This window comes from Nostoc sp., from assembly GCF_036917395.1.
Taxonomy (GTDB): Bacteria; Cyanobacteriota; Cyanobacteriia; order Cyanobacteriales; family Nostocaceae; genus Nostoc.
In genome coordinates this window covers 12,296-32,232 of sequence record NZ_JBALDI010000025.1, presented here as the reverse complement: position 1 = coordinate 32,232, position 19,937 = coordinate 12,296, and the positions used below count along the sequence as shown (strand labels likewise).

Here is a 19,937-nt window from a genome sequence, read left to right as displayed (position 1 = left end):
ACGCTCTTAACCCGCGCAACTTACTGGCTCCTCTCCGTGAGATAAAAAAATCATTGTAAGTTGAATTGGTGTGATCGCTTTTAGGAAAAGTTCAACCACATCATATTTGCGAAACCGTCTCACAACTCAAATAAGCGTCACGAATTTGCAGGTTATTCAATAATTCGCTAGATCACCCAGACAGCACAATTTGACCATTTTGAAGTACATAACCATAATGAGCAATTTGCAGTACTAAATTGGCATTCTGTTCAACCATAAAAACAGTCACACCCTGCTGATTAATCGTCTGAATTAATTTTAAAACACGCTCGATATACAAAGGTGAAAGACCCATCATTGGCTGATCCATGCAGATTAACTGAGGTGAAAGTAGTACATATGTATATAGCGATCGCTGCAAACTTGACGCAAGTGACATTAATCAACCCTTCCGGGAATTAAAATCCAAAATTTATATAGAGCAATCTGGCAGCTAAAAAATGCATATTTAACTGGTGTCGGCAAAAGCAGAATTTAAAACTCTTGTTTTTTAGTCTTTTGAAATTTTTTTAATAATTTGTTGTAATCTACTAAAGCTTTATCTTGGGGTTTAGAAGCTGGAAATTTTCCTAAAGTTATTTAAATACGGTATTTTTATCGACTTGCCGTAATATCAGATGAGTAAGAACATCTCACACTTAGCTAGAAAAATCAAGAAACCTACTTGGATAACCGTGAATCTTACAAGTTAAAATAATGCGAATTCGACCCAACACCTTGAGCTTCACGCTTCTTTTAGGGGCACTCTCTGCCCTACCGCCCCTATCAATTGACATGGGGCTACCAGCTTTTCCCACAATCAGCGCAGCTTTCAGGGCATCTTCTGGATCTGTTGGACTAATCCTAAGCTTATTTATGCTTGGGTTTGCTGTTGCCCAGCTGATTTTCGGCCCGCTTTCGGATCGCTATGGACGCAGACCAATCTTGCTTATCGGCTGCGGACTTTTTACCCTAGCAGGTGCAAGCTGTGCTGCTGCACCATCCATCAATACTCTGATTGCTTGGCGTTTAGTTCAAGGTGCCGGCGCTGGTGCAGGTATGGTGATGACACTAGCGATTGTCCGCGATCTATTTGATGGTTCGGCAGCACGCGCCCAACTCTCCTATGTCAATCTCGTGATGGGCGTAGCACCGATGATTGCACCTACAATCGGTAGTTGGGTGCTGGCAATCGCTGGTTGGCGGACTATCTATGGGACACTGGCTGTAGGAGGGTTCTTACTCTTGCTGTTTGTTGCCCTTGGACTAAGTGAGTCGCTAGCTAGCCATGATCTAGATGCGATTAAACCACGTCGGTTGATAAAAAATTATGGGCGCATTCTCAGCAATCGGATTTGTCTTGGCTACGCCCTCGTCAATGCACTAAGCTTTAGGTGCATGTTTACCTATGTTGCGGGATCGCCACTCGTGCTGCTTAATGTATTTAAAGTCCCGACTACAACCTACGGCTGGCTTTTTGCATCGACCGCTTTTGGCATCATGGTAGGCTCATTTCTGAATGGGCATCTGAGTATGCGTGGCGTATCTCCGTCAAGGTTGCTCACCTTTGGGCTGGTGAGTGCCGTTGCCTCATCTGTTGCCCTTGCGATGCTGTCAGTAAGTGGTGCTGCACAAGTTACTACGCTAATGCCTCTTCTAATACTTAACACTTTCTGCCTGGGGATAATCTCCCCCAATGCAATCCAGGGTGCCATTCAGCCTTTGCCAGAGATAGCTGGAGTTGCAGCCGCCACGGTGGGATTTCTGCAAATGTTATGTGGGGCGTTAGCGAGTGGGCTAGTTGCTTTCTTCTATGATGGGCGCACAGCGATCGCCATGTCTAGTTTAATGGCAGTGTTTGCGATCGCCTCCTTCGCCGCTTATTTTGGACTTGCACGCCCTGCCGAGCGTCGCTTTGCTCGGACTCAAGCACTACACGAAACGAGAAATTAGGTATTTGACTAATGACTAATGACTAAAGGGAATTTGATTAACTTTAAGTGGCGGCAACTAATTCTGAGCTTAGGCTGTTTGCTACTGTTCATTGCCTGTAACAATTCTTATCCAAATCCAGGTGTTCAACCTCTCAAGGTGGCGACAGACCCCACCTTTATCCCTTTTGAAATCCAAACGGCTAGTAGTCACTTGGAAGGTTTTGATATTGATTTGATGAATGCGATCGCTAAAGTAGCAGGTTTTGCAGTTCAGTTTGAAAGTCTGCCCTTTGATGGCATGATCTCGACTTTGCAAGCTAAAAAAGTCGATGCAGCAATTAGTGGAATCACGATTACCGCCGAACGCCTGAAAACCATTGCTTTTTCCAGACCTTATTTTAAAGCCGGACTAGCGATCGCTGTCCGCGAAGACAACCAAAATATTAAAGACTTCAATAGTCTCAAAGGTAAAAAAATTGCTGTACAAATTGGTTCAACTGGGGCGGATTTTGCCAAAACCATCCCCAATGCCAAAATTAGTACTTTTAATTCTGGTTCAGAGTTTTTCCAAGACTTGCTCAATGGCAATGTTGATGCTGTGGTTAGCGATGCTTTCGCAACTTTGTATGCGATTAAAAATGACAAACTCAAAGGCATCAGAGTTGTTGCCGATTTGCTCACCCAAGAATACTACGGGATTGCTACACCTAAAGACTCCCCCCATCTGGATGCAATTAACAAAGCTATAACGACTTTGTTATCCAATGGCACTTACAAACAAATTTATCAAAAATGGTTTAACACTGAACCTCCACAATTGGCAGACTCTTGGCATGGGGCATAGGGCATAGGGCACTTGTACTGAGCAGCGTCGTAAAGCCTGTGGCATAGCTACGCTTAGGGCGTAGCCTCTCCAAGAGTTGTATGGGGCATTGGGCATAAGTCAATAATCCAGGACTTACGCACAGGTAACGGAAAATCGAACCACAGAGGACGCAGAGAAGCCAGGGCGTTGCGGTGAATCCAGCGCTGTAGGCGGGTTTCCCGCCGTAGGCGACTGGTGTTAGTGCAGCGTTAGCGAGTCTTCGAGCGTCACCCGAAGGGGGGTTCCCCCCGTTGTAGCAACTGGCGCGACACCGAGGAATAAGAGTTTGAGAGGTTTTTTGCCTAAGTCCTATAATCAATAGTTTTTCTTTCCCTACTACTCCCCACTCCCTATTCACCCATTTATTAGGAATTGGCTGCCAATATATTAAATATTTATCTAATATGCGTCACAATTAATACTGCCACCAAAATTCATTGATAAACTACAATCTCTTGTAGGTCTACTGTGGTCAGGGATAGCCAATTGTGGCACCTTGGATCTTAGTGGCTAGAAGCACCTTGGAACGGGAATTAAGGAACTTCCACTATGCTGATTTGCCCTCAGTGTAAATTTGAAAACCCCAATAGCAACAAATTCTGTCAAAACTGTGGCACGTCCCTGACCCACAAGGTCTGTCCTGAATGCAGTATTGATGTACCTATAAATGCACTACGTTGTCATAACTGTGGCACAGAATGTGGAACAGTGTTTTGGGCAATTATTGCTAAGGAAACAAATGGGGAAGCTTTGGGAGTAGAGAAAAATCAGGGAGAAAAGAGAGATGTGGGAGTAGAGGGAGATGAGGGAGCAATATACTCCTCATCTCCTCTACCCCCTAGTTTTCAGATTGCATTAGGCTCCTATTTAGACTCCCAAGAGCGCTATCAATTGTTATATATGCTACCTGGACAAACCGAAACTACCACCATGACTGATGTAGGTGTCAGAGTTCTAGATTGCCAGCCGTATCAAATATCACCCATTGAGGCAATACTAGCAAGTCAGCAATCAGATTTGCTAACGCCATCAGTGGAAACAAGTGGAATTCCTCGCCTTGCTAAACTTTATATTGCCTTACAATCCCAAGGTCAGCAGGAGATACCGCCGATTCATGATGCATGGCAGCAGGGGGATATGCAGGTAGTAATAATTGAAGACCGCTCACATTGGCAGCCTTTACTCGACCGATGGCAAGAAGAAACAACGAGTTCGTTAAAAATTTTACACTGGTGTTATCAAATGACCCAACTTTGGGCAGTATTGGAACCAGTGAATTGTCGTCAAAGCCTTTTAGATTTGTCAAATTTGCGATTGGATGAAGACCAAACGCTGGCGCTACAAAGGTTATATGTGGAATCATCAAGTTCTCAGCCTGCTATCGAGTCCCCAGAAGATGCCGAAGCCCAAACATTTGCTATTCCAGAGGAGCCGTTAACTATCCAAGCTTTGGGGCGGGTTTGGCAAGCGCTATTTAGGCAGTCTCAACGGACTCAATTTGGCTCTGTAGTCCAGATGTTGGGGGATTTAGATGTAGGTAAGATTCACACGATCGCACAATTGCGATCGCGTTTACAGGAAATCTCTGTTGAACTGGAAGCACTAGGAACCGCAACTTTGCCCCCAATAAAGGAGAAAAATACTGCTGTGCCCACTATCCCGCAATCAGATGAGCCAGAAGATATCATTAGCAAAACTGATGATATGCCAACTGTTGTGCTGGCGATGCAGTTAAGTAGCTTAGAAGATGCAGGACGCACAGATGTGGGGCGTCAACGCCATCATAATGAAGACTACTTTGGCATTGAAACCAAAATTCAGAAGTTGGAGTTGCCTAAAAATCGAGTTCTGGAAGGGCATGGTTTGTATATTCTCTGTGATGGTATGGGTGGACATGCTGGCGGCGAGATAGCCAGTGAGTTAGCAGTCAACACCCTACGGGAATACTTTCAAGAACACTGGATTACCAACCAACTGCCAACAGAAGATAGCATTCGTGAGGCAGTGTTTTTGGCTAATGAGGCGATTTACAAGCTTAATCAACAAGATGCCCGTTCTGGAGTGGGGCGCATGGGTACAACTCTGGTAATGCTCTTAATTCAAGATACTGAAGCAGCAGTTGCTCATGTGGGAGACAGCCGTCTCTATCGCTTGACGCGCAAGCGGCGACTAGAACAAGTCACAGTAGATCACGAAGTTGGGCAACGGGAAATAACCCGAGGAGTGGAAGCAAGCATAGCTTACGCCCGTCCCGATGCCTACCAACTCACCCAAGCCTTGGGCCCCCGTGACGAAAACTCGATTAATCCCGATGTCGGCTTTTTCGAGATCAATGAAGATACCCTTCTGCTGTTGGCATCGGACGGTCTATCAGATAATGATTTAATAGAAACCCATTGGCAGACTCACTTAGAACCCTTACTTAGTTCTGGCGTTAACTTAGAACAGGGTGTTACAGACTTAATTGATTTGGCGAATCAACAGAATGGTCATGACAACATTACTGGTATACTTATTCGGGCAAAAGTACGCCCAAATCTGGAAAGTTAAAAAAATGGGGAGTGGGGAATGGGGAATTGGGAATGGGGAATCAGGACTGAGAAATGATTTTCCTAATACCTAATCCCTACTCCCTACTCCCTACTCCCCACTCCCCACTCCCTCTTAACTTGTAGGTTATATTGTGGTTAGTCTGACTCTGTTAGAACCGCAGCAGAAAACGCCCCTCCAGCAGTGGAGCTTTGAGAACTCCTCCATAATTCGGATTGGTCGAGCGGCAGATAATCACGTTGTTTTAACTGATAGTTTAGTTTCCCGGCATCATCTAGAACTCAGACAAGTCGATTCTGCCGACAATGGCGGTGGTTGGCGGCTGGTTAGTCAGGGTACAAATGGGACTTTTCTCAACGGTGTTCTTGTAATTCAGAGTTCCTTACCAGATAATTCCCTTTTGCAACTGGCACAGGGAGGCCCAATACTGCAATTCCAAATTCAGGAGGTAACAGTAGTGGAAACTGGTGTGCGATCGCAACAAATGCAAGCGACAGAAGAAAACGCCGTTGCAACAGTCTATTCAGCCCAAGCTAGAGCAAATTCATCCTCTACTTGCACGCACGAAGGCAATTCTCCAAACAATCTGTTTTGTATCCACTGCGGTCAACCTCTCTCAGTGCAACAGAAAATTCGCCATTATCAGGTGTTGCGAACTCTCGGACAAGGAGGTATGGGTACTACTTATCTCGCTTGGGATGCTGCTGGTCTTGCGGGTATCCCCCAACTGCTGGTGTTGAAGCAAATGAATGCTGATATGGTGAAAATTGCCAAAGCTCAAGAATTATTTGAGCGGGAGGCGTACACTCTCAAATCCCTTAACCATCCTGGAATTCCCAAGTATTATGACTTCTTTGTAGAAGACGGAAAAAAATACTTGGCAATGGAACTAATCCACGGACAAGATTTAGAGAAACGTATTTTTACCAATGGGCCAGTTACGCCAAGCCAAGCGATCGCTTGGATGATCCAAACCTGCGATATCTTAGACTATCTTCATAGCCAAGAGCCTCCACTTATTCACCGCGATATTAAACCTGCCAACCTGATGGTACGAAGTTATTTAAATCGCATAGTATTGCTGGATTTTGGCGCAGTTAAGGAAATTGGCACAGCGCCCGGTACTCGGATTGGTGCAGAAGGTTACTGCGCTCCTGAACAAGAACGAGGACAACCTTTAACTCAATCTGATTTGTATGCAATTGGGCCAACGCTGATTTTTCTGCTCACAAGCGAAAACCCGTTCAAGTATTACCGCCAAAAGGGGCGAAACTTTAGGTTTGATGTCGCAAAGGTTCCCACCATTAGTTCCCAATTAAGAAATGTGATTGATCGCGTTACAGAACCATTGCCACGCGATCGCTACCAAACTGCAAAGGAGTTAGCTGCGGCGTTAGCTGCTTGCCAATAAAGGTACTGGGGACTAGAAACTGAACAAGGGAATAGGGTACAGGTTACAGGGTACAAATTATTCCCTATCACCTGTCACCTCTTCGCTAATAAAGCAGGTGCGTAAATCCACCTACCATCTCAATTAACAAGACTTGGAACTTACAGCTATTTTCAGGTAAATAGACCACACGGTAGGGGCACAGCAATGCTGTGCCCTTACGACAGATGTGGTTCAAATACTTGAATTCTGCTGTAACAAGGGGATTTTGCCTCAAGTCTAGTAGACAAACTTCCGCCTTGCGGTACTAGTCCCCAATCCCTAATGCTCAATAACCTATTCTTCATCCCAAGTTTCTACAGCTAGCAATTCACTAACTGGGTCTTGCATACTAAAGCCAAAGTCAAGCAGTTCCTGTTTCCAGTGCTGCCATTCATTGCCGTAGAGCAAAGCGATTTTCCAGATGCTATCGCTTGGCTTGATAATGTTCGATTCTATGAGTGATTGCACGTTGCGCTGCAATTTCACCATTGGGTGAATCACTTGCTGAGTCATAACCTCAATTGAATTCTGATATTTGTTGGTAAATGCTTAATCAAAACTGCTTCCCATTCTGCAATTGTTGCCGGCCCGTAGAGTGGTGTAATTTGGTAAAGCTAGTCTTAACTTTCTAACTATACCATAATAAACTCTACTAAGTTACTGGTAAATTCGCTTTTGTACGGTAATTACCACCACAAAACTCTAAATTCACCAAGCAGTCCTTAAACTTTTTGCAGAAACCAGGCAAAGTTAAAGGACTAAAGGATGTTTCTGTTTCCCCTTTTCCCTTTAAACTTTCCCCGTCTTCTTTTTCCTCTTAACCTTTATCCTTTCTCCACTAGAGTGCAACAGTACCTTTTGTAAGAGATATCTTGTGGACGCCGAGCATAATAATTAGTCCTTTAGAAAGTTGCACTAAGTAGTGTGACTGAGGACGAGTAGGAAAATTCTATTTGTTTGAATCACGAAAAATATGTTTGCTTGTTGAAGAACTTATAGGACACGGGCTAGTTTGAAAGTTTTTGACTGACAGGGAAATTTGCAATTGAGTAGAAATGTCTACTGTTTTTATCTATTTAAACGTTATTCAGAATATCGTAAACATCTGGCATTAGGCAAAATCATCGCAAATCTTTATATAATTGTAATGTTTTGCCCATAAGACCTGGAGGGTTGGCTCTGTCTAGGCGCAGCAGAGGGTTTTGCTTTGAAGCAGGGCGATCGCATGGCAAAATTGTCGCTACAGTATGGGCTTACCATAAAGTTGCCTCGTCTTCAGAGTCAGCATTTGAATTTTGTGTAAAAAATTTCCAGTCAAGATGTTAGTTTCTATTGGGCAGATGGGTAACCTGATAACGGGAGGGTTGCTGACACCTAACTATTTACCACAGCAATAATTGATACATGCCTGGTTCCTGGGAAGAATACCTAATCACCCGCAAAAAGCAGATTGATCGGCGACAAAAGATTGTAACGATAGTGTCGATGTTCTCGTTTTTTGGTTCTACGGTATTTGCAGTCATTCCAGCAATCCAACAGGCGAGTCAACCTAAGCCAGCAATTGCGTCTCCTTCTCCTGAGTCAGTATTACAGCAACAGGCGCGGGGTTACGATCTGATTTTACAACGGGAACCAGAAAACCAACTTGCTTTAGAAAAACTGTCTTTGGTGCGGTTGCAATTGAAAGATGCTAAAGGTGCGATGGAACTATTAGAGAAGCTGGTGAAGTTGCACCCCGAACGGCAAGATTACAAAGTTGTATTAGAGCAGATTAAAAAACAAGAGGGTAATGGTGATCGCCATTAGAGTTGTTTACTCTTTTCAGTAGAAACTTTACTATCTCTTAAATCCCATTAATAGAGAAGTTGGTGAATTTGCATTCTACTCGTTAGGATTATAAAGTTGTTTTAAATAATTTGAAGAAATAGCAAAACCAAAACAATTAATATTTAGCTAGCAGAAGTTACCAGAGGAATCAAATATGGATATCTCAATTAAATGTAAAATATGTGAATCTAATTCAAGGTTTTTTGCTCAAAGTATTTTATTAAGTAAATATACAGTTGATTATTTTCAATGTCCTAATTGTAGTTTTGTTCAAACAGAAGAGCCTTACTGGCTAGCGGAAGCTTATTATGATGCTATAGCAAAAAGCGATGTTGGTTTAGTATTTCGCAATCATTATTGTTCACAAAAAGCATCTCAAATCATTTTTAATCTCTTTGATCATAAGGCTCAATTTTTAGACTATGGTGGCGGCTATGGTCTGTTCGTTAGTATAATGAGAGAATTAGGTTTTGATTTTTATTGGTTTGATCAATTCTGTAATAATTTTTTTGCTAAAGGTTTTGAAATAAAGAAAAATAACTATTATGAATTAGTAACTGCTTTTGAAGTTTTTGAGCATTTTATAAATCCTATTGAAGAGATAGAAAATATTTTGCGATTTTCTAGAAACATTTTATTTAGTACAGAGATTTTGCCTACAGATAATCCTAAACCTAATGAATGGTGGTACTATGTACCTTCAGAAGGGCAGCATGTATCAATATATACAGTTAATTCTTTATTAATAATTGCAGAAAAGTACAATTTGAACTTTTATTCTAGTAATACATCTAATAATGGTATATCTTTACATTTATTGACAGAAAAAAAACTAGCACCTGATGTTTTTAAGAACTTGTGTCACAGTCAGCCTGAGAAAATAAAAAAAGTATCTTTAGTGAATAAGGGAACGCAGATTAAAATAGCGTTAGATATTTCAGTACTAGGTTTAGGAACTGTATTAGAAACTGCTAAAACTGGAGTTTTTAGAGTAACAGATCATCTTTTAAAAGGATTAATAAAGTTCCCTGATTGTTGTATCTATTTTTGTACAAGTATACCTGATTTGTTTGATGCTTGTCAAACTTATATAAATCAAAATATTGAAGATAAAAATCTTCCTTTATTTCACTTGTCAGAACTGAAATATCAAAATATAGATATTTATCACTCTACTTATTATCCTTTGCCCAATAATATTTACTTTGCTACAAGAATTATCACGGTTTATGATTTAATTCCTATTCTTTTTCCAGAGTATTTTAATCATAATTCAGAGCATATGGTTAAAAATACTATAACTCAAATAGATAAAGATGATTTGGTGTGCTGTATTTCTGAATCAACAAAACAAGATATTTGTACATATCAACAAAATCTTAATGAAAAGCAAGTATTTGTTACATATTTAGCTGCTGATAAAGAAAAATTTTATCCTTGCAATAATCAGGAATTAATTATCAAAACAAAACAAAAATATAAAATATCAGAGCAGCCTTATGTTTTAACTTTATCAACCCTAGAGCCAAGGAAAAATCTAGCTCATGTTATCCGTTCTTTTTTTAGATTAATTAAAAGCCAGCATATTGATGATCTTAATCTAGTGTTGATAGGTACAAAAGGATGGCAATATGAAGAAATTTTTGCAGAAATAGATAAAGTTAAAGAATTAAAAAACCGAATTATTATTACTGGTTATGTTCCCGATGAAGATTTAGCTCCTTTGTATTCAGGTGCATTAACATTCATATATGTATCTTTATATGAAGGTTTTGGCTTACCACCATTAGAAGCAATGCAATGTGGAACTCCAGTAATAACCTCTAATACTTCTTCCTTACCTGAAGTTGTTGAAGATGCCGGAATTATGCTTGCTCCTAATGATGAAATAGGGCTTTACGATACCATATTTAAGCTATATTGCGAACCTGAATATCGAGAAAATTTAGCTAAAAAATCTCTTCAGCAGGCTCAGAAATTTAGTTGGGATAAATATATTCAAGAAATTATCAAAGTTTACAAGTTAGCTAAAGAAAAAATAAAAACTTTACCTCATCGTAATATTTTAATTGATGGTGTCTTTTTCCAACTCTATAAAACAGGAATTGCTAGAGTTTGGCAAAGTATGCTAGAACAATGGGCAAATAGTAATTTTGCTAATTATATTTTAGTCTTAGATAGAGCCAATACTGCACCCAAAATTAATGGTATTCGTTATCTCACAATTCCCGCCTACGACTATAACAATACCGAAGCTGATAAACAGATGCTTCAACAAATATGTGAGGATGAAGAAGCGGAATTATTTATATCTTCCTATTACACCACGCCCATTAACACCCTTTCCGTATTTCTGGCATATGACATGATTCCTGAAGTATTAGGAGGAAACTTAAATGAACCTATGTGGCGTGAAAAGCACAATAGTATTAAACATGCCTCTGCTTTTATTGCCATTTCTGAAAATACAGCTAAAGACTTAAGTAAATGTTTCCCTAAGATACCCTTAGAATCAATTACAGTGGCTCACTGTGGAGTAAATTCTCTTTTCTCTTCAGCTTCTGTAGATGAAATTAAAGATTTTAAATATAAATATGGCATTGATAAACCATACTTCCTGTTGGTTGGCACGGGATCTGGTTACAAGAATGGTGTTTTCTTCTTACAAGCTTTCTCAAAACTAGCCAGTAGATACGGATTTGATATTATTTTTACTGGTATTGGCGGAGTGTTAGCGCCAGAGTTAAGAACATATACATTAGGTATTACTATACATCTTCTCCAACTTAGTGATGAAGAATTAGTCTTAGCTTATTCTGGTGCTGTGGCGTTAGTTTATCCTTCTAAATATGAAGGTTTTGGAATGCCTATATTAGAAGCAATGGCTTGTGGTTGTCCGGTTATTACCTGTCCTAATTCTTCAATCCCAGAAGTAGCAGGAGACGCAGCTATTTATGTTCAAGATGATGATGTAAATGCGCTAGCAAATGCGCTCTGTGAGGTGCAAAAGCCTAGTATTCGTCACTTTTTAATTACTGCGGGTTTGGCACAGGCGAAAAAGTTCTCATGGACAAAAATGGCGCAAACCGTAAGTTCTGCCATGATTGATGCTACTCTTCTGTCTTTAAACATTAATGAGATTAATTTAATTATTTTCCCCGATTGGTCGCAACCAGAAGAGTTAGTCGGTTTAGAATTGGAACGAGTGATGAAGACGGTAGCAACTCATATGGATAGGAAAAAAACTACTCTACTTATTAACACTGGAAATCTTGATGTTGAGGATGCTGAACTATTTTTATCTAGTGTGGTTATGAATCTTTTGGTACAAGAAGATTTAGATGTTACCGAAAGATTAGAAATTTCTTTAGTGGAAAACTTGGCTGATATTCAGTGGGAAGCTTTGCTACCTCGTATACATGCAAGAATTGTTTTGGAATACGAAGATAAAAACGCGCTGAGTCAAGCAAAAGCAGAAACTCTCACATCTTACGAAATAGAAATTTTTCAAGAAGCACAAGCTAAACAGTTTTTTTTTGCTTGAGCAATAAATTATTTTTTGAGGGAAGATGGCAAGAAGCGATCGCGCAATATCAAAAACTCCTTGAATGCCAATCAGGTGATGCAGAAATTTATTGGAATTTAAGCTATTGCTATAGACAGTTAAATTGGCTAAATGAATATTTTAGTACTCTTCAGCAAGGAATTAAACTTTACCCTACAGATGGAAGACTACATTTTTCATTAATCATCGATTTGCGCCAGAATGGACGTATTCAAGAAGCAATTTTATGTTCAGATAATGCTGCTAAATCGTTACCTGATGATTACACTTTTAAAATTCTTAAATATTTAACAGTTCCATTAATATATGAGAATCAGGGGGAAATTAACTTTTATCGTCAACGCTACACTCAAGGATTGCGAGATTTAATTGAGCAAACATCTATTAAAACTACAGAAGAGCAACATAGTGCTTTAGCAGGTATAGGTCGCCTCACAAATTTTTACCTATCATATCAAGCACAAAATGATATAGATTTGCAACGCCAATACGGAAAGCTAGTACATGAAGTTATGGCAGCTAACTATCCACAATGGATCGTTCCTTTATCTATGCCTAAGCTTCAGATTAATAACAAAATTCGGATTGGTTACGTTTCCCATTACCTGCATTCTTATAGTGGAACGCTTTGGTTAACTGGGTGGTTACGTTACTGCGATCGCTCAAGCTTTGAAATCTATTGTTACTACATAGGAAATGAGCCAGATCCAATTACCCAACAGTTTCAAGAGTACAGTGATGTTTTCCAGCATATTCCTGATAATTTATCAGCAGCCTGTGAACAGATAATTGCTGATAAGCTGCACATTTTAGTTTTTCCTGAAATTGGGATGAATCCGCAAACTATGCAAATGGCAGGTCTGCGGCTTGCGCCTGTACAATGTACGGCTTGGGGACATCCGGTGACAACTGGCTTACCCACAATTGATTACTTTTTATCTAGCGAGTTAATGGAACCAGAAAATGCCCAAGACCATTATTCAGAAAAATTAATTCGCTTACCAAATATTGGCGTTTCTTACCCTAAACCATATATTCCGCCAGTCATCAAAACTCGCTCAGATTTTGGGCTATCAGATAATGCAGTCATCTATTTATGCTGCCAAGCTCCTTTTAAATATTTACCGCAATATGATTTTATTTTTCCAGAAATTGCTCATCGTATTCCGCAAGCTAAATTTGTGTTTCTGCGTGGTGGTTTACTTCAGCCGCGTCTCAAACGTGCTTTTGCTGCTATCGGTTTGAACAGCGAGGATTACTGTGTATTTATCAGTATTCCAGAGCGACTAGACTATCTAATGATTAACTTACTTTCAGACGTTTATTTAGATACATTCACCTGGTCTGGTGGTAATACTACCTTAGAAGCGATCGCTTGTAATCTCCCCATTGTCACCTGTCCCGGAGAATTTATGCGGGGTCGTCATTCTGACAGCTTCCTGAAAATGCTAGGAGTGACAGATACCAAAGCTGAAAATGAAGCAGAATACATCGAAATTGCTGTCAAATTAGGACTAGAACCGGCTTGGCGAGGCACTATTGCGGAAAGAATGAACCAAAATCACGATCATCTCTTTGATGATAAAACCTGTGTCGTAGGTTTAGAAGCCTTCTATAAACAAGTTTGTACTAAGCACTGAAGTGCTTAAATTTGTAATTAAAGAGGAGAAGAACTAAAGTCCTGACTACAAACTTAAGAATTTGTGCTTGGGTTGTTTTGTCTATAGCGCTTCTGGGTTGAGTCCAATACAGACCTAACCCCCAGCCCCTTCCCTACAAGGGAAGGGGAGTAAGATTCAAAGCCTCTCTCCGTTTCGCGGAGAGGTTTGGAGAGGGGTTTTTTAGTATACTTTAAAACTTTGTAAACATTTTCTAAAAGTGCTTTTCAATAAATGCCCTAACCGACTGCATATTCTGTAAACTTCCTCATGAAAGGAGACTGAAACCCTAACACAATGTCCTCTTTAGGAACTCCCATAGTAACCAAATTTACTGCAATATCATCTTCTGTACCATTCCACTGAAGCCAAATTTTTTCACCTTTAATATCAATATGGATGATGCAACTATGTATCCAGTCTTGCCCCTCCCAACCTACATGGACTACTTGGTAATGGTCACGTTCTATATCAAAAATATTCTCAACGTCTATATTACCGTCAGCGGGTTTTTGCTCACTATACTCCTGTAATATTTGCTGTACAAACTGGCGATACTGGGCTAGTTTATCCATTTGACAATCACCTCTTGCTCTACATCATAAATAATCATTTTGACTTGATTCTCTTCAATCATGGCTTGGGGGAAATCAAGTTGAAAAAATGTTTTATAAGTTGTCAAAGGTACTGCTAAAAACAAAACACGCTCTGGCTGTCGTCGCCTTAATGCGCCTCTATAGTTGATAAACTGTCCCAATGCTGTATGAAATTCTGAGATTGCAGATGATTTCTCCAAAAAACTTTTAACTTCAACAGCAATTTTTTCTCCTTCTCGTTCTGCCGCAATGAGTTTTTCAGCAGCTAAATCAATAGAGACATTCACACCACCCACGCTAATTGAGAGGGGGTCATGAGTAATCTGCCAACCATCCTTCTGCAAAGCTTTTTTGACAACTTCATGAAAGACATCTTTAGCAGACATACTTATCCACAATTGTATTTCTTATTTTTATATTACCTCTTAAGCCCGCCATGCAACATAGGTAAGCATCTCATAGATATACGCCACTACGCTTGGGTTAAGATCCCTCCGCCTCCGGCGACCCCCTTAAAAAGGGGTAAAAGAGGGATATGAGCAAGCTTTTTTAGGGGGGTTGGGGGGATCTCTGAAAACTGAATATCACTAACACCAAGCGTATTGAGATATAGGCTTCCTTAAAGTTACGATAATCTGTGGTTCATTTACCTGGAAATTCCTATAAGAGGTTATTTTGAGCGCTCAAGCGCTCACTACGAGCCAATTAACTATCAACATACCTTTGCCACATCTGTTGATAAGCTTGCTCCATATCACGGGTAAATTTTTCCGCATTCCATAAAGGTGCATTTTTTCTTCCTTGTCTTAATTTCCAAGAAACTTCCTGTCTGAGTTTCTCATCTTTACCCAAGCGCACTCCCCAGTCTACATACTCTTCATCTGTCCAAGCAATGCCCTCTGTAATTCCCGCATTAATCATCATGGTATAACTATTGCGAGCAGCAAATTGTTGCCCTACCCTTGTCACTAAAGGAATACCAAGCCATAACGTCTCTAAAGTAGTAGTTGCACCATTATAAGGATAGGTATCTAAAACTATATCAGCGATCGCTAAATTTGCTCTATGAATTAGCTCACTAGGATCTTGACCGATAAAGCGCAACTGTCTAGTATCTACTCCTTCTTCTATAGCTAAGGTTTCATAAAATTTTTGGCAAGCTGCTAAATCACTAAAACCTTTTACTAATAAATAACTATTAGGAACTTGCTTTATTATTCTTAATTGTAATTTAGTATTTTCTAAATGACGCTTATAGTCCTTTTGTCCAACAAAATATATAATTCCATCCGCAGGAATATCAATTTGTTCTCGTCTTAATGTCGGAGTTTGAACTTCAAAACCATCTACAGCAACATAAGTTTCTGGTAATCGCCAAATTTTTTCGCTGTAATAGGTTTGACTTTCTTCTGGTAATACGTAGGGATCTGCAATAAAGTAATCAATAGAGGGTAAACCAGAAGCATCCCAGCCCAACCAAGTAACTTGAATAGGGGCAGGTTTTACGACAAGTACTTCACAAACCAAATCGATAGTAATACTATCTAAATCAACTAATATATCAATTTCATCTTTACGAATTTGTTCAGCTAATTGCAATATACTATCTGTTAATTTAATACTATGAGCTTGATGAGAAGATTCAATAAAAAATTGCTGTAAGCTATCACTTACACGAGAATTAATAATGTATGAATAAATTTTAAAGTTATCTTGATTATGATATTTAAATAACCAACGAGAAATCCAACCTACAGAATGTTGTCCTAAGCAATGGGAAAGATAACCTATCTTTAGAATTTTTTTACTTGTTTTTGGATAAATTTCTTGATAACGATACTGATTAATTTTTTCTCCAAGGTTAAGCTCAAAATTTTTCAAACATAAATCCATTAGTTTATTTTGTATTGGTCTGATGATTTGAGGAGTATCTACTATACATGGAAAGAAATACATAGAAGTGTAAATCCTCAGAATTACACCATTTTCCGGTATTCTTAAAGATTCTTTTATCAGAGATAGTATTAAAGTTTTTTGCTCTTCTATTGCTAAACAAGCTTCTTCCCAAGCTCCTGCTGATATTAATAACCCTCTAATTAATAAATGATTATAAAAAACTTTATCAGCTAAATTCTCAGATGAAGATAGTAGTTTTTTAGCTGTATTAATACCCTTAAAATGCTGACCTGTAACTTGATAACAGAAAGCTAAACGAATTAGAAGCTCTCGATCATCAGGATCTAAATCTATATAAGTTTCCAATAACTGAGCAGCAAAATGGGAATTTCTGAAAGTATATTCTAACTTTACTGATACAGATGCCATCACATAGTTAAAATCATTGAGATTTTTTAACGATGCCAGAATAGTTTTAGAAAACTCTAAAGTTAAACTATGAAATGAAGGATACTCTATAAGTTTATAAAGCACTTGTGAAAAAACTTCTATATCCGGTGATATATCTATTTTTTGTAGCACATGAGTCAGATTTAGCTGATCAAAATATTCTTGATCTAATAACTCTATTTGGAGTGATAAATATAAATTTAATAGTAAATTATTAATATGGTAGGGATTAACTTCTCGCAAATGCTGACTAATAATCCATGCTTGTTGATAGTTTTCTGATTTTAGTTGTTTCTGAATTTCTTGAAATAAAACTTGACTTAATTCTGCTATGGAATCTTGATTTTCTTCCTCATTTACCTCTCCAACACCCATTAACCAAGTTAATTGTGCTTCTTGCTCTTTACCTTGCAGTAAAAAATATAATCCTAAATGCCAATAATGAGATTTAACATCAGGTTTTGTTTCAATAGCATTTTCATAATATTGAATAGCCTGAGCATAATCTTTTGGTTGTGTATCTTGTAGCATTTGATAGTAATAAAAGTGAATAATGAATAACAACTATTGTAGAGAAGTTCTATAGAACTTCTCTACTTTTTTTGGGTGAGAATGAAGATATTATACGTTAACCTCTTTTAAAGTTGATTTAAATTAGCAGCTTTAACTTTCTCAATTCAACTTTTAGGTTTTTATGCAATCCTCATTCCTGATTATTTGATTGCTTAATTACTTATCTACTACCTACCGCGGTAGAACCACTAGCACAGGTTCGACCATCAGTGGGTTCTAGAGCGGCTCCAGCAACAGTAGTAGTTTCACAAAGAATGGCAATACTAGTTGCATCACTGCTTGATCCTTCTGTAAGTAGGGAAACTTTACCGCTATAGTTTCTAATTACGTTACTAGTTCCTGTTAAAGAAGAGCTGGAGTATGCAGTCGCGGCTGTGCCGGTACCACTTTGAGCAACACTCGAATATGTATAGTTAACAGTTTGTGATTTAATACCAACTCCTAAATCAGCAAGAGCCCCAAAGGAACCTCTTTCTGTAAAGAAAGCTTGTTGACCTTTATTCAAAGAACCTACATAGGTTTTAGCTTCGGACTGTTTAGCTTTGTTGGCTTGGTTTAAAAAAGAGGGTAGCGCAATAGCTGACAAAATACCGATGATAATAATTACTACTAGTAATTCAATGAGTGTAAAACCCTCATCTCCGTTTTTCTTGGCAAGGATGTGTTGAAGAAATTTGGCTTTTAATTCGGTTTTCATAAGTGTTTTCCAGGGGGTAGTAAGTGCTTGGGTGTTCTAGATGTAACTTACCCACCTGCGATCGCTTTCCTATCACCTTAAGAAAAAAAGTTTGGCGAGATGCGGTTACACAATCCTTACATCCCAAATGGCACAAACATTAATAAGCCCCTGGTGTAGACCAAGGGCTAGATTCTCTATTTCATTTGTAAGAGTGCTTTATTCAGGTCAGCGCGAACAAAAGACACATCAGGCGATCGCAGGTTTCTTTTTTCCGAGTCGTCCTCTTCTATACTCGGCAGGATAAAGTCGGCGCTAAAACCAAATATATGTCCTAGCTTGCGCGACATTACCCAGTTCTTCAAGAAGGTAATTAGACCGCCAATTTCCTCGGACCGCATAGTACCGTAGGCATTTTCCGATCGCTTACCATTTGGCGTAGCCAATCGCAGTTTGTTATGCTATATTAAACGTAGTCGTTATGAGTTCATATAAATATCATGACTAATCCTACAGTAGAAAACTTAGTAGTTATCGGTTCTGGCCCAGCAGGGTACACAGCCGCCATCTATGCCGGACGCGCTAACCTGAAACCCGTTGTATTTGAAGGTTTCCAAGCCGGGGGATTGCCTGGTGGGCAACTAATGACAACGACGGAAGTTGAGAACTTTCCAGGGTTTCCCCAAGGGATTACCGGGCCGGAACTGATGGATCAAATGAAGGCGCAGGCGGAGCGCTGGGGGGCTGAACTATATACTGAAGATGTTATATCAGTTGACTTGAGTCAGCGTCCATTTACAGTGCGATCGCAAGAAAGGGAAATAAAAACTAATAGCATCGTCATTGCTACTGGCGCAACTGCAAAGCGTTTGGGTTTACCCAACGAACATGAATTTTGGAGTCGGGGTATCTCCGCTTGTGCAATTTGCGATGGTGCAACACCAATTTTTCACGGCGCAGAACTGGCTGTGATTGGTGCTGGCGACTCGGCGGCGGAAGAATCAATTTACCTCACCAAATACGGATCTAAGGTAAATATGTTGGTACGCACCGATAAAATGCGGGCTTCTAAAGCCATGCAAGACAGAGTTTTGAGCAACCCAAAAATCCAGGTGCATTGGAACACAGAAGCCGTGGATATCTTCGGTAACGGTCGCATGGATGGGGTGAAAGTCCGCAATACCAAAACTGGTGAAGAGAGCAAACTGCACGCTAAGGGTTTATTCTACGCCGTTGGTCACAGTCCCAATACCTCTCTATTTAAAGGTCAGTTAGAACTAGATGAAATCGGTTACGTTGTCACCAAGCACGGTACTGTGGAAACCAGTGTAGAAGGCGTTTTTGCCGCTGGCGACGTGCAAGATCATGAGTTTCGGCAAGCAATTACGGCTGCGGGTACTGGCTGTATGGCGGCGATGTTGGCAGAACGTTGGTTGTCATTTACTGGCTTGATTCAAGAATTCCATCAACAGGTAGAAACAGCAGATAATGAATTAGAACATCAGCCGGCCAAAAAGACTGAAGCCGAGGAAGAAGCTGGATTTAATTTGAATGGGACGCGCCACGAGGGAGGTTATGCCTTACGGAAATTGTTCCATGAAAGCGATCGCTTAATTCTTGTTAAATACGTCTCTCCTGGTTGCGGCCCTTGTCATACCCTGAAGCCAATTTTAAATAAAGTGGTGGATGAATTTGACAGCAAAATTCACTTTGTGGAAATTGACATCGACAAAGACCGAGATATTGCTGAAAATGCTGGTGTGACAGGAACGCCAACTGTTCAATTGTTCAAAAATAAAGAACTGGTGAAGGAAGTCAAAGGCGTCAAGCAAAAGAGCGAATACCGCCAGTTAATTGAAAGTAATCTTTGAGATAGTGGGTATTGGGAAACTCA

15 protein-coding genes are annotated in these 19,937 nt (G+C 39.7%); 8 read left to right on the top strand and 7 right to left on the bottom strand.

Annotated features, from left to right (window positions below; genetic code table 11):
• Positions 1–172: 172 nt before the first annotated feature.
• Positions 173–421 (bottom strand): hypothetical protein, encoded by a 249-nt coding sequence (locus V7K46_RS10225; protein ID WP_335112673.1) that lies wholly within the window; start codon positions 419–421, stop codon positions 173–175.
• Positions 422–738: 317 nt separating this feature from the next.
• Between V7K46_RS10225 and V7K46_RS10220 the strand changes: the two genes are divergently transcribed.
• From V7K46_RS10220 to V7K46_RS10205, 4 genes are all read left to right on the top strand, one after another.
• Positions 739–1,974, top strand: a complete 1,236-nt coding sequence (locus V7K46_RS10220; protein ID WP_335112671.1) for a multidrug effflux MFS transporter — start codon at positions 739–741, stop codon at positions 1,972–1,974.
• Between the two features lie 18 nt (positions 1,975–1,992).
• Positions 1,993–2,799: a basic amino acid ABC transporter substrate-binding protein gene (locus V7K46_RS10215; RefSeq protein WP_335112669.1), complete on the top strand. Its 807-nt coding sequence runs from the start codon at positions 1,993–1,995 to the stop codon at positions 2,797–2,799.
• 570 nt (positions 2,800–3,369) lie between these two features.
• On the top strand, positions 3,370–5,370 hold the full coding sequence (locus V7K46_RS10210; RefSeq protein ID WP_335112667.1) for a serine/threonine phosphatase: 2,001 nt from the start codon (positions 3,370–3,372) through the stop codon (positions 5,368–5,370).
• Positions 5,371–5,503: 133 nt separating this feature from the next.
• Positions 5,504–6,781: a protein kinase domain-containing protein gene (locus V7K46_RS10205; RefSeq protein ID WP_335112665.1), complete on the top strand. Its 1,278-nt coding sequence runs from the start codon at positions 5,504–5,506 to the stop codon at positions 6,779–6,781.
• A gap of 315 nt (positions 6,782–7,096) precedes the next feature.
• Here the strand turns inward: V7K46_RS10205 and V7K46_RS10200 are convergent, their stop codons facing one another.
• The gene (locus tag V7K46_RS10200) at positions 7,097–7,315 is read right to left on the bottom strand and encodes a DUF4327 family protein (protein ID WP_012407469.1); all 219 of its coding nucleotides are present in this window, start codon (positions 7,313–7,315) and stop codon (positions 7,097–7,099) included.
• An 891-nt stretch (positions 7,316–8,206) separates the two neighbouring features.
• Between V7K46_RS10200 and V7K46_RS10195 the strand changes: the two genes are divergently transcribed.
• The 3 genes from V7K46_RS10195 to V7K46_RS10185 all read left to right on the top strand — a co-directional run bounded on the left by V7K46_RS10195 (position 8,207) and on the right by V7K46_RS10185 (position 13,834).
• Complete coding sequence (locus tag V7K46_RS10195) at positions 8,207–8,608, top strand: tetratricopeptide repeat protein (protein ID WP_335112663.1); 402 nt, start codon at positions 8,207–8,209, stop codon at positions 8,606–8,608.
• Positions 8,609–8,783: 175 nt separating this feature from the next.
• A complete protein-coding gene (locus V7K46_RS10190; RefSeq protein ID WP_335112661.1) occupies positions 8,784–12,173 on the top strand; it encodes a glycosyltransferase in 3,390 nt (1,129 codons plus the stop codon).
• Positions 12,170–13,834: an O-linked N-acetylglucosamine transferase, SPINDLY family protein gene (locus V7K46_RS10185; protein ID WP_335112659.1), complete on the top strand. Its 1,665-nt coding sequence runs from the start codon at positions 12,170–12,172 to the stop codon at positions 13,832–13,834. Before V7K46_RS10190 ends, V7K46_RS10185 begins: the two co-directional genes overlap by 4 nt.
• Before the next feature lie 257 nt (positions 13,835–14,091).
• On the opposite strand, the gene V7K46_RS10180 is transcribed toward V7K46_RS10185, so the two are convergent.
• From V7K46_RS10180 to V7K46_RS10160, 5 genes are all read right to left on the bottom strand, one after another.
• Positions 14,092–14,427, bottom strand: a complete 336-nt coding sequence (locus tag V7K46_RS10180) for a XisI protein (protein WP_335112657.1) — start codon at positions 14,425–14,427, stop codon at positions 14,092–14,094.
• Positions 14,415–14,834, bottom strand: coding sequence for a XisH family protein (locus V7K46_RS10175; RefSeq protein ID WP_335112655.1), 420 nt, complete (start codon positions 14,832–14,834; stop codon positions 14,415–14,417). The genes V7K46_RS10180 and V7K46_RS10175 overlap by 13 nt, the downstream gene beginning before the upstream one ends.
• Positions 14,835–15,153: 319 nt before the next feature.
• On the bottom strand, positions 15,154–17,325 hold the full coding sequence (locus tag V7K46_RS10170) for an O-linked N-acetylglucosamine transferase, SPINDLY family protein (protein ID WP_335112653.1): 2,172 nt from the start codon (positions 17,323–17,325) through the stop codon (positions 15,154–15,156).
• A gap of 202 nt (positions 17,326–17,527) precedes the next feature.
• Complete coding sequence (locus V7K46_RS10165; protein ID WP_335112651.1) at positions 17,528–18,064, bottom strand: type IV pilin-like G/H family protein; 537 nt, start codon at positions 18,062–18,064, stop codon at positions 17,528–17,530.
• A 176-nt stretch (positions 18,065–18,240) separates the two neighbouring features.
• Positions 18,241–18,489 carry a hypothetical protein gene (locus V7K46_RS10160; protein ID WP_442939824.1) on the bottom strand — a complete coding sequence of 83 codons (249 nt, stop codon included), beginning with the start codon at positions 18,487–18,489 and terminating at the stop codon, positions 18,241–18,243.
• A gap of 54 nt (positions 18,490–18,543) precedes the next feature.
• On the opposite strand from V7K46_RS10160, the gene trxB reads away from it, so the two are divergent.
• The gene (gene trxB, locus V7K46_RS10155) at positions 18,544–19,914 is read left to right on the top strand and encodes a thioredoxin-disulfide reductase (RefSeq protein WP_335112649.1); all 1,371 of its coding nucleotides are present in this window, start codon (positions 18,544–18,546) and stop codon (positions 19,912–19,914) included.
• The last annotated feature ends 23 nt before the right edge of the window (positions 19,915–19,937 follow it).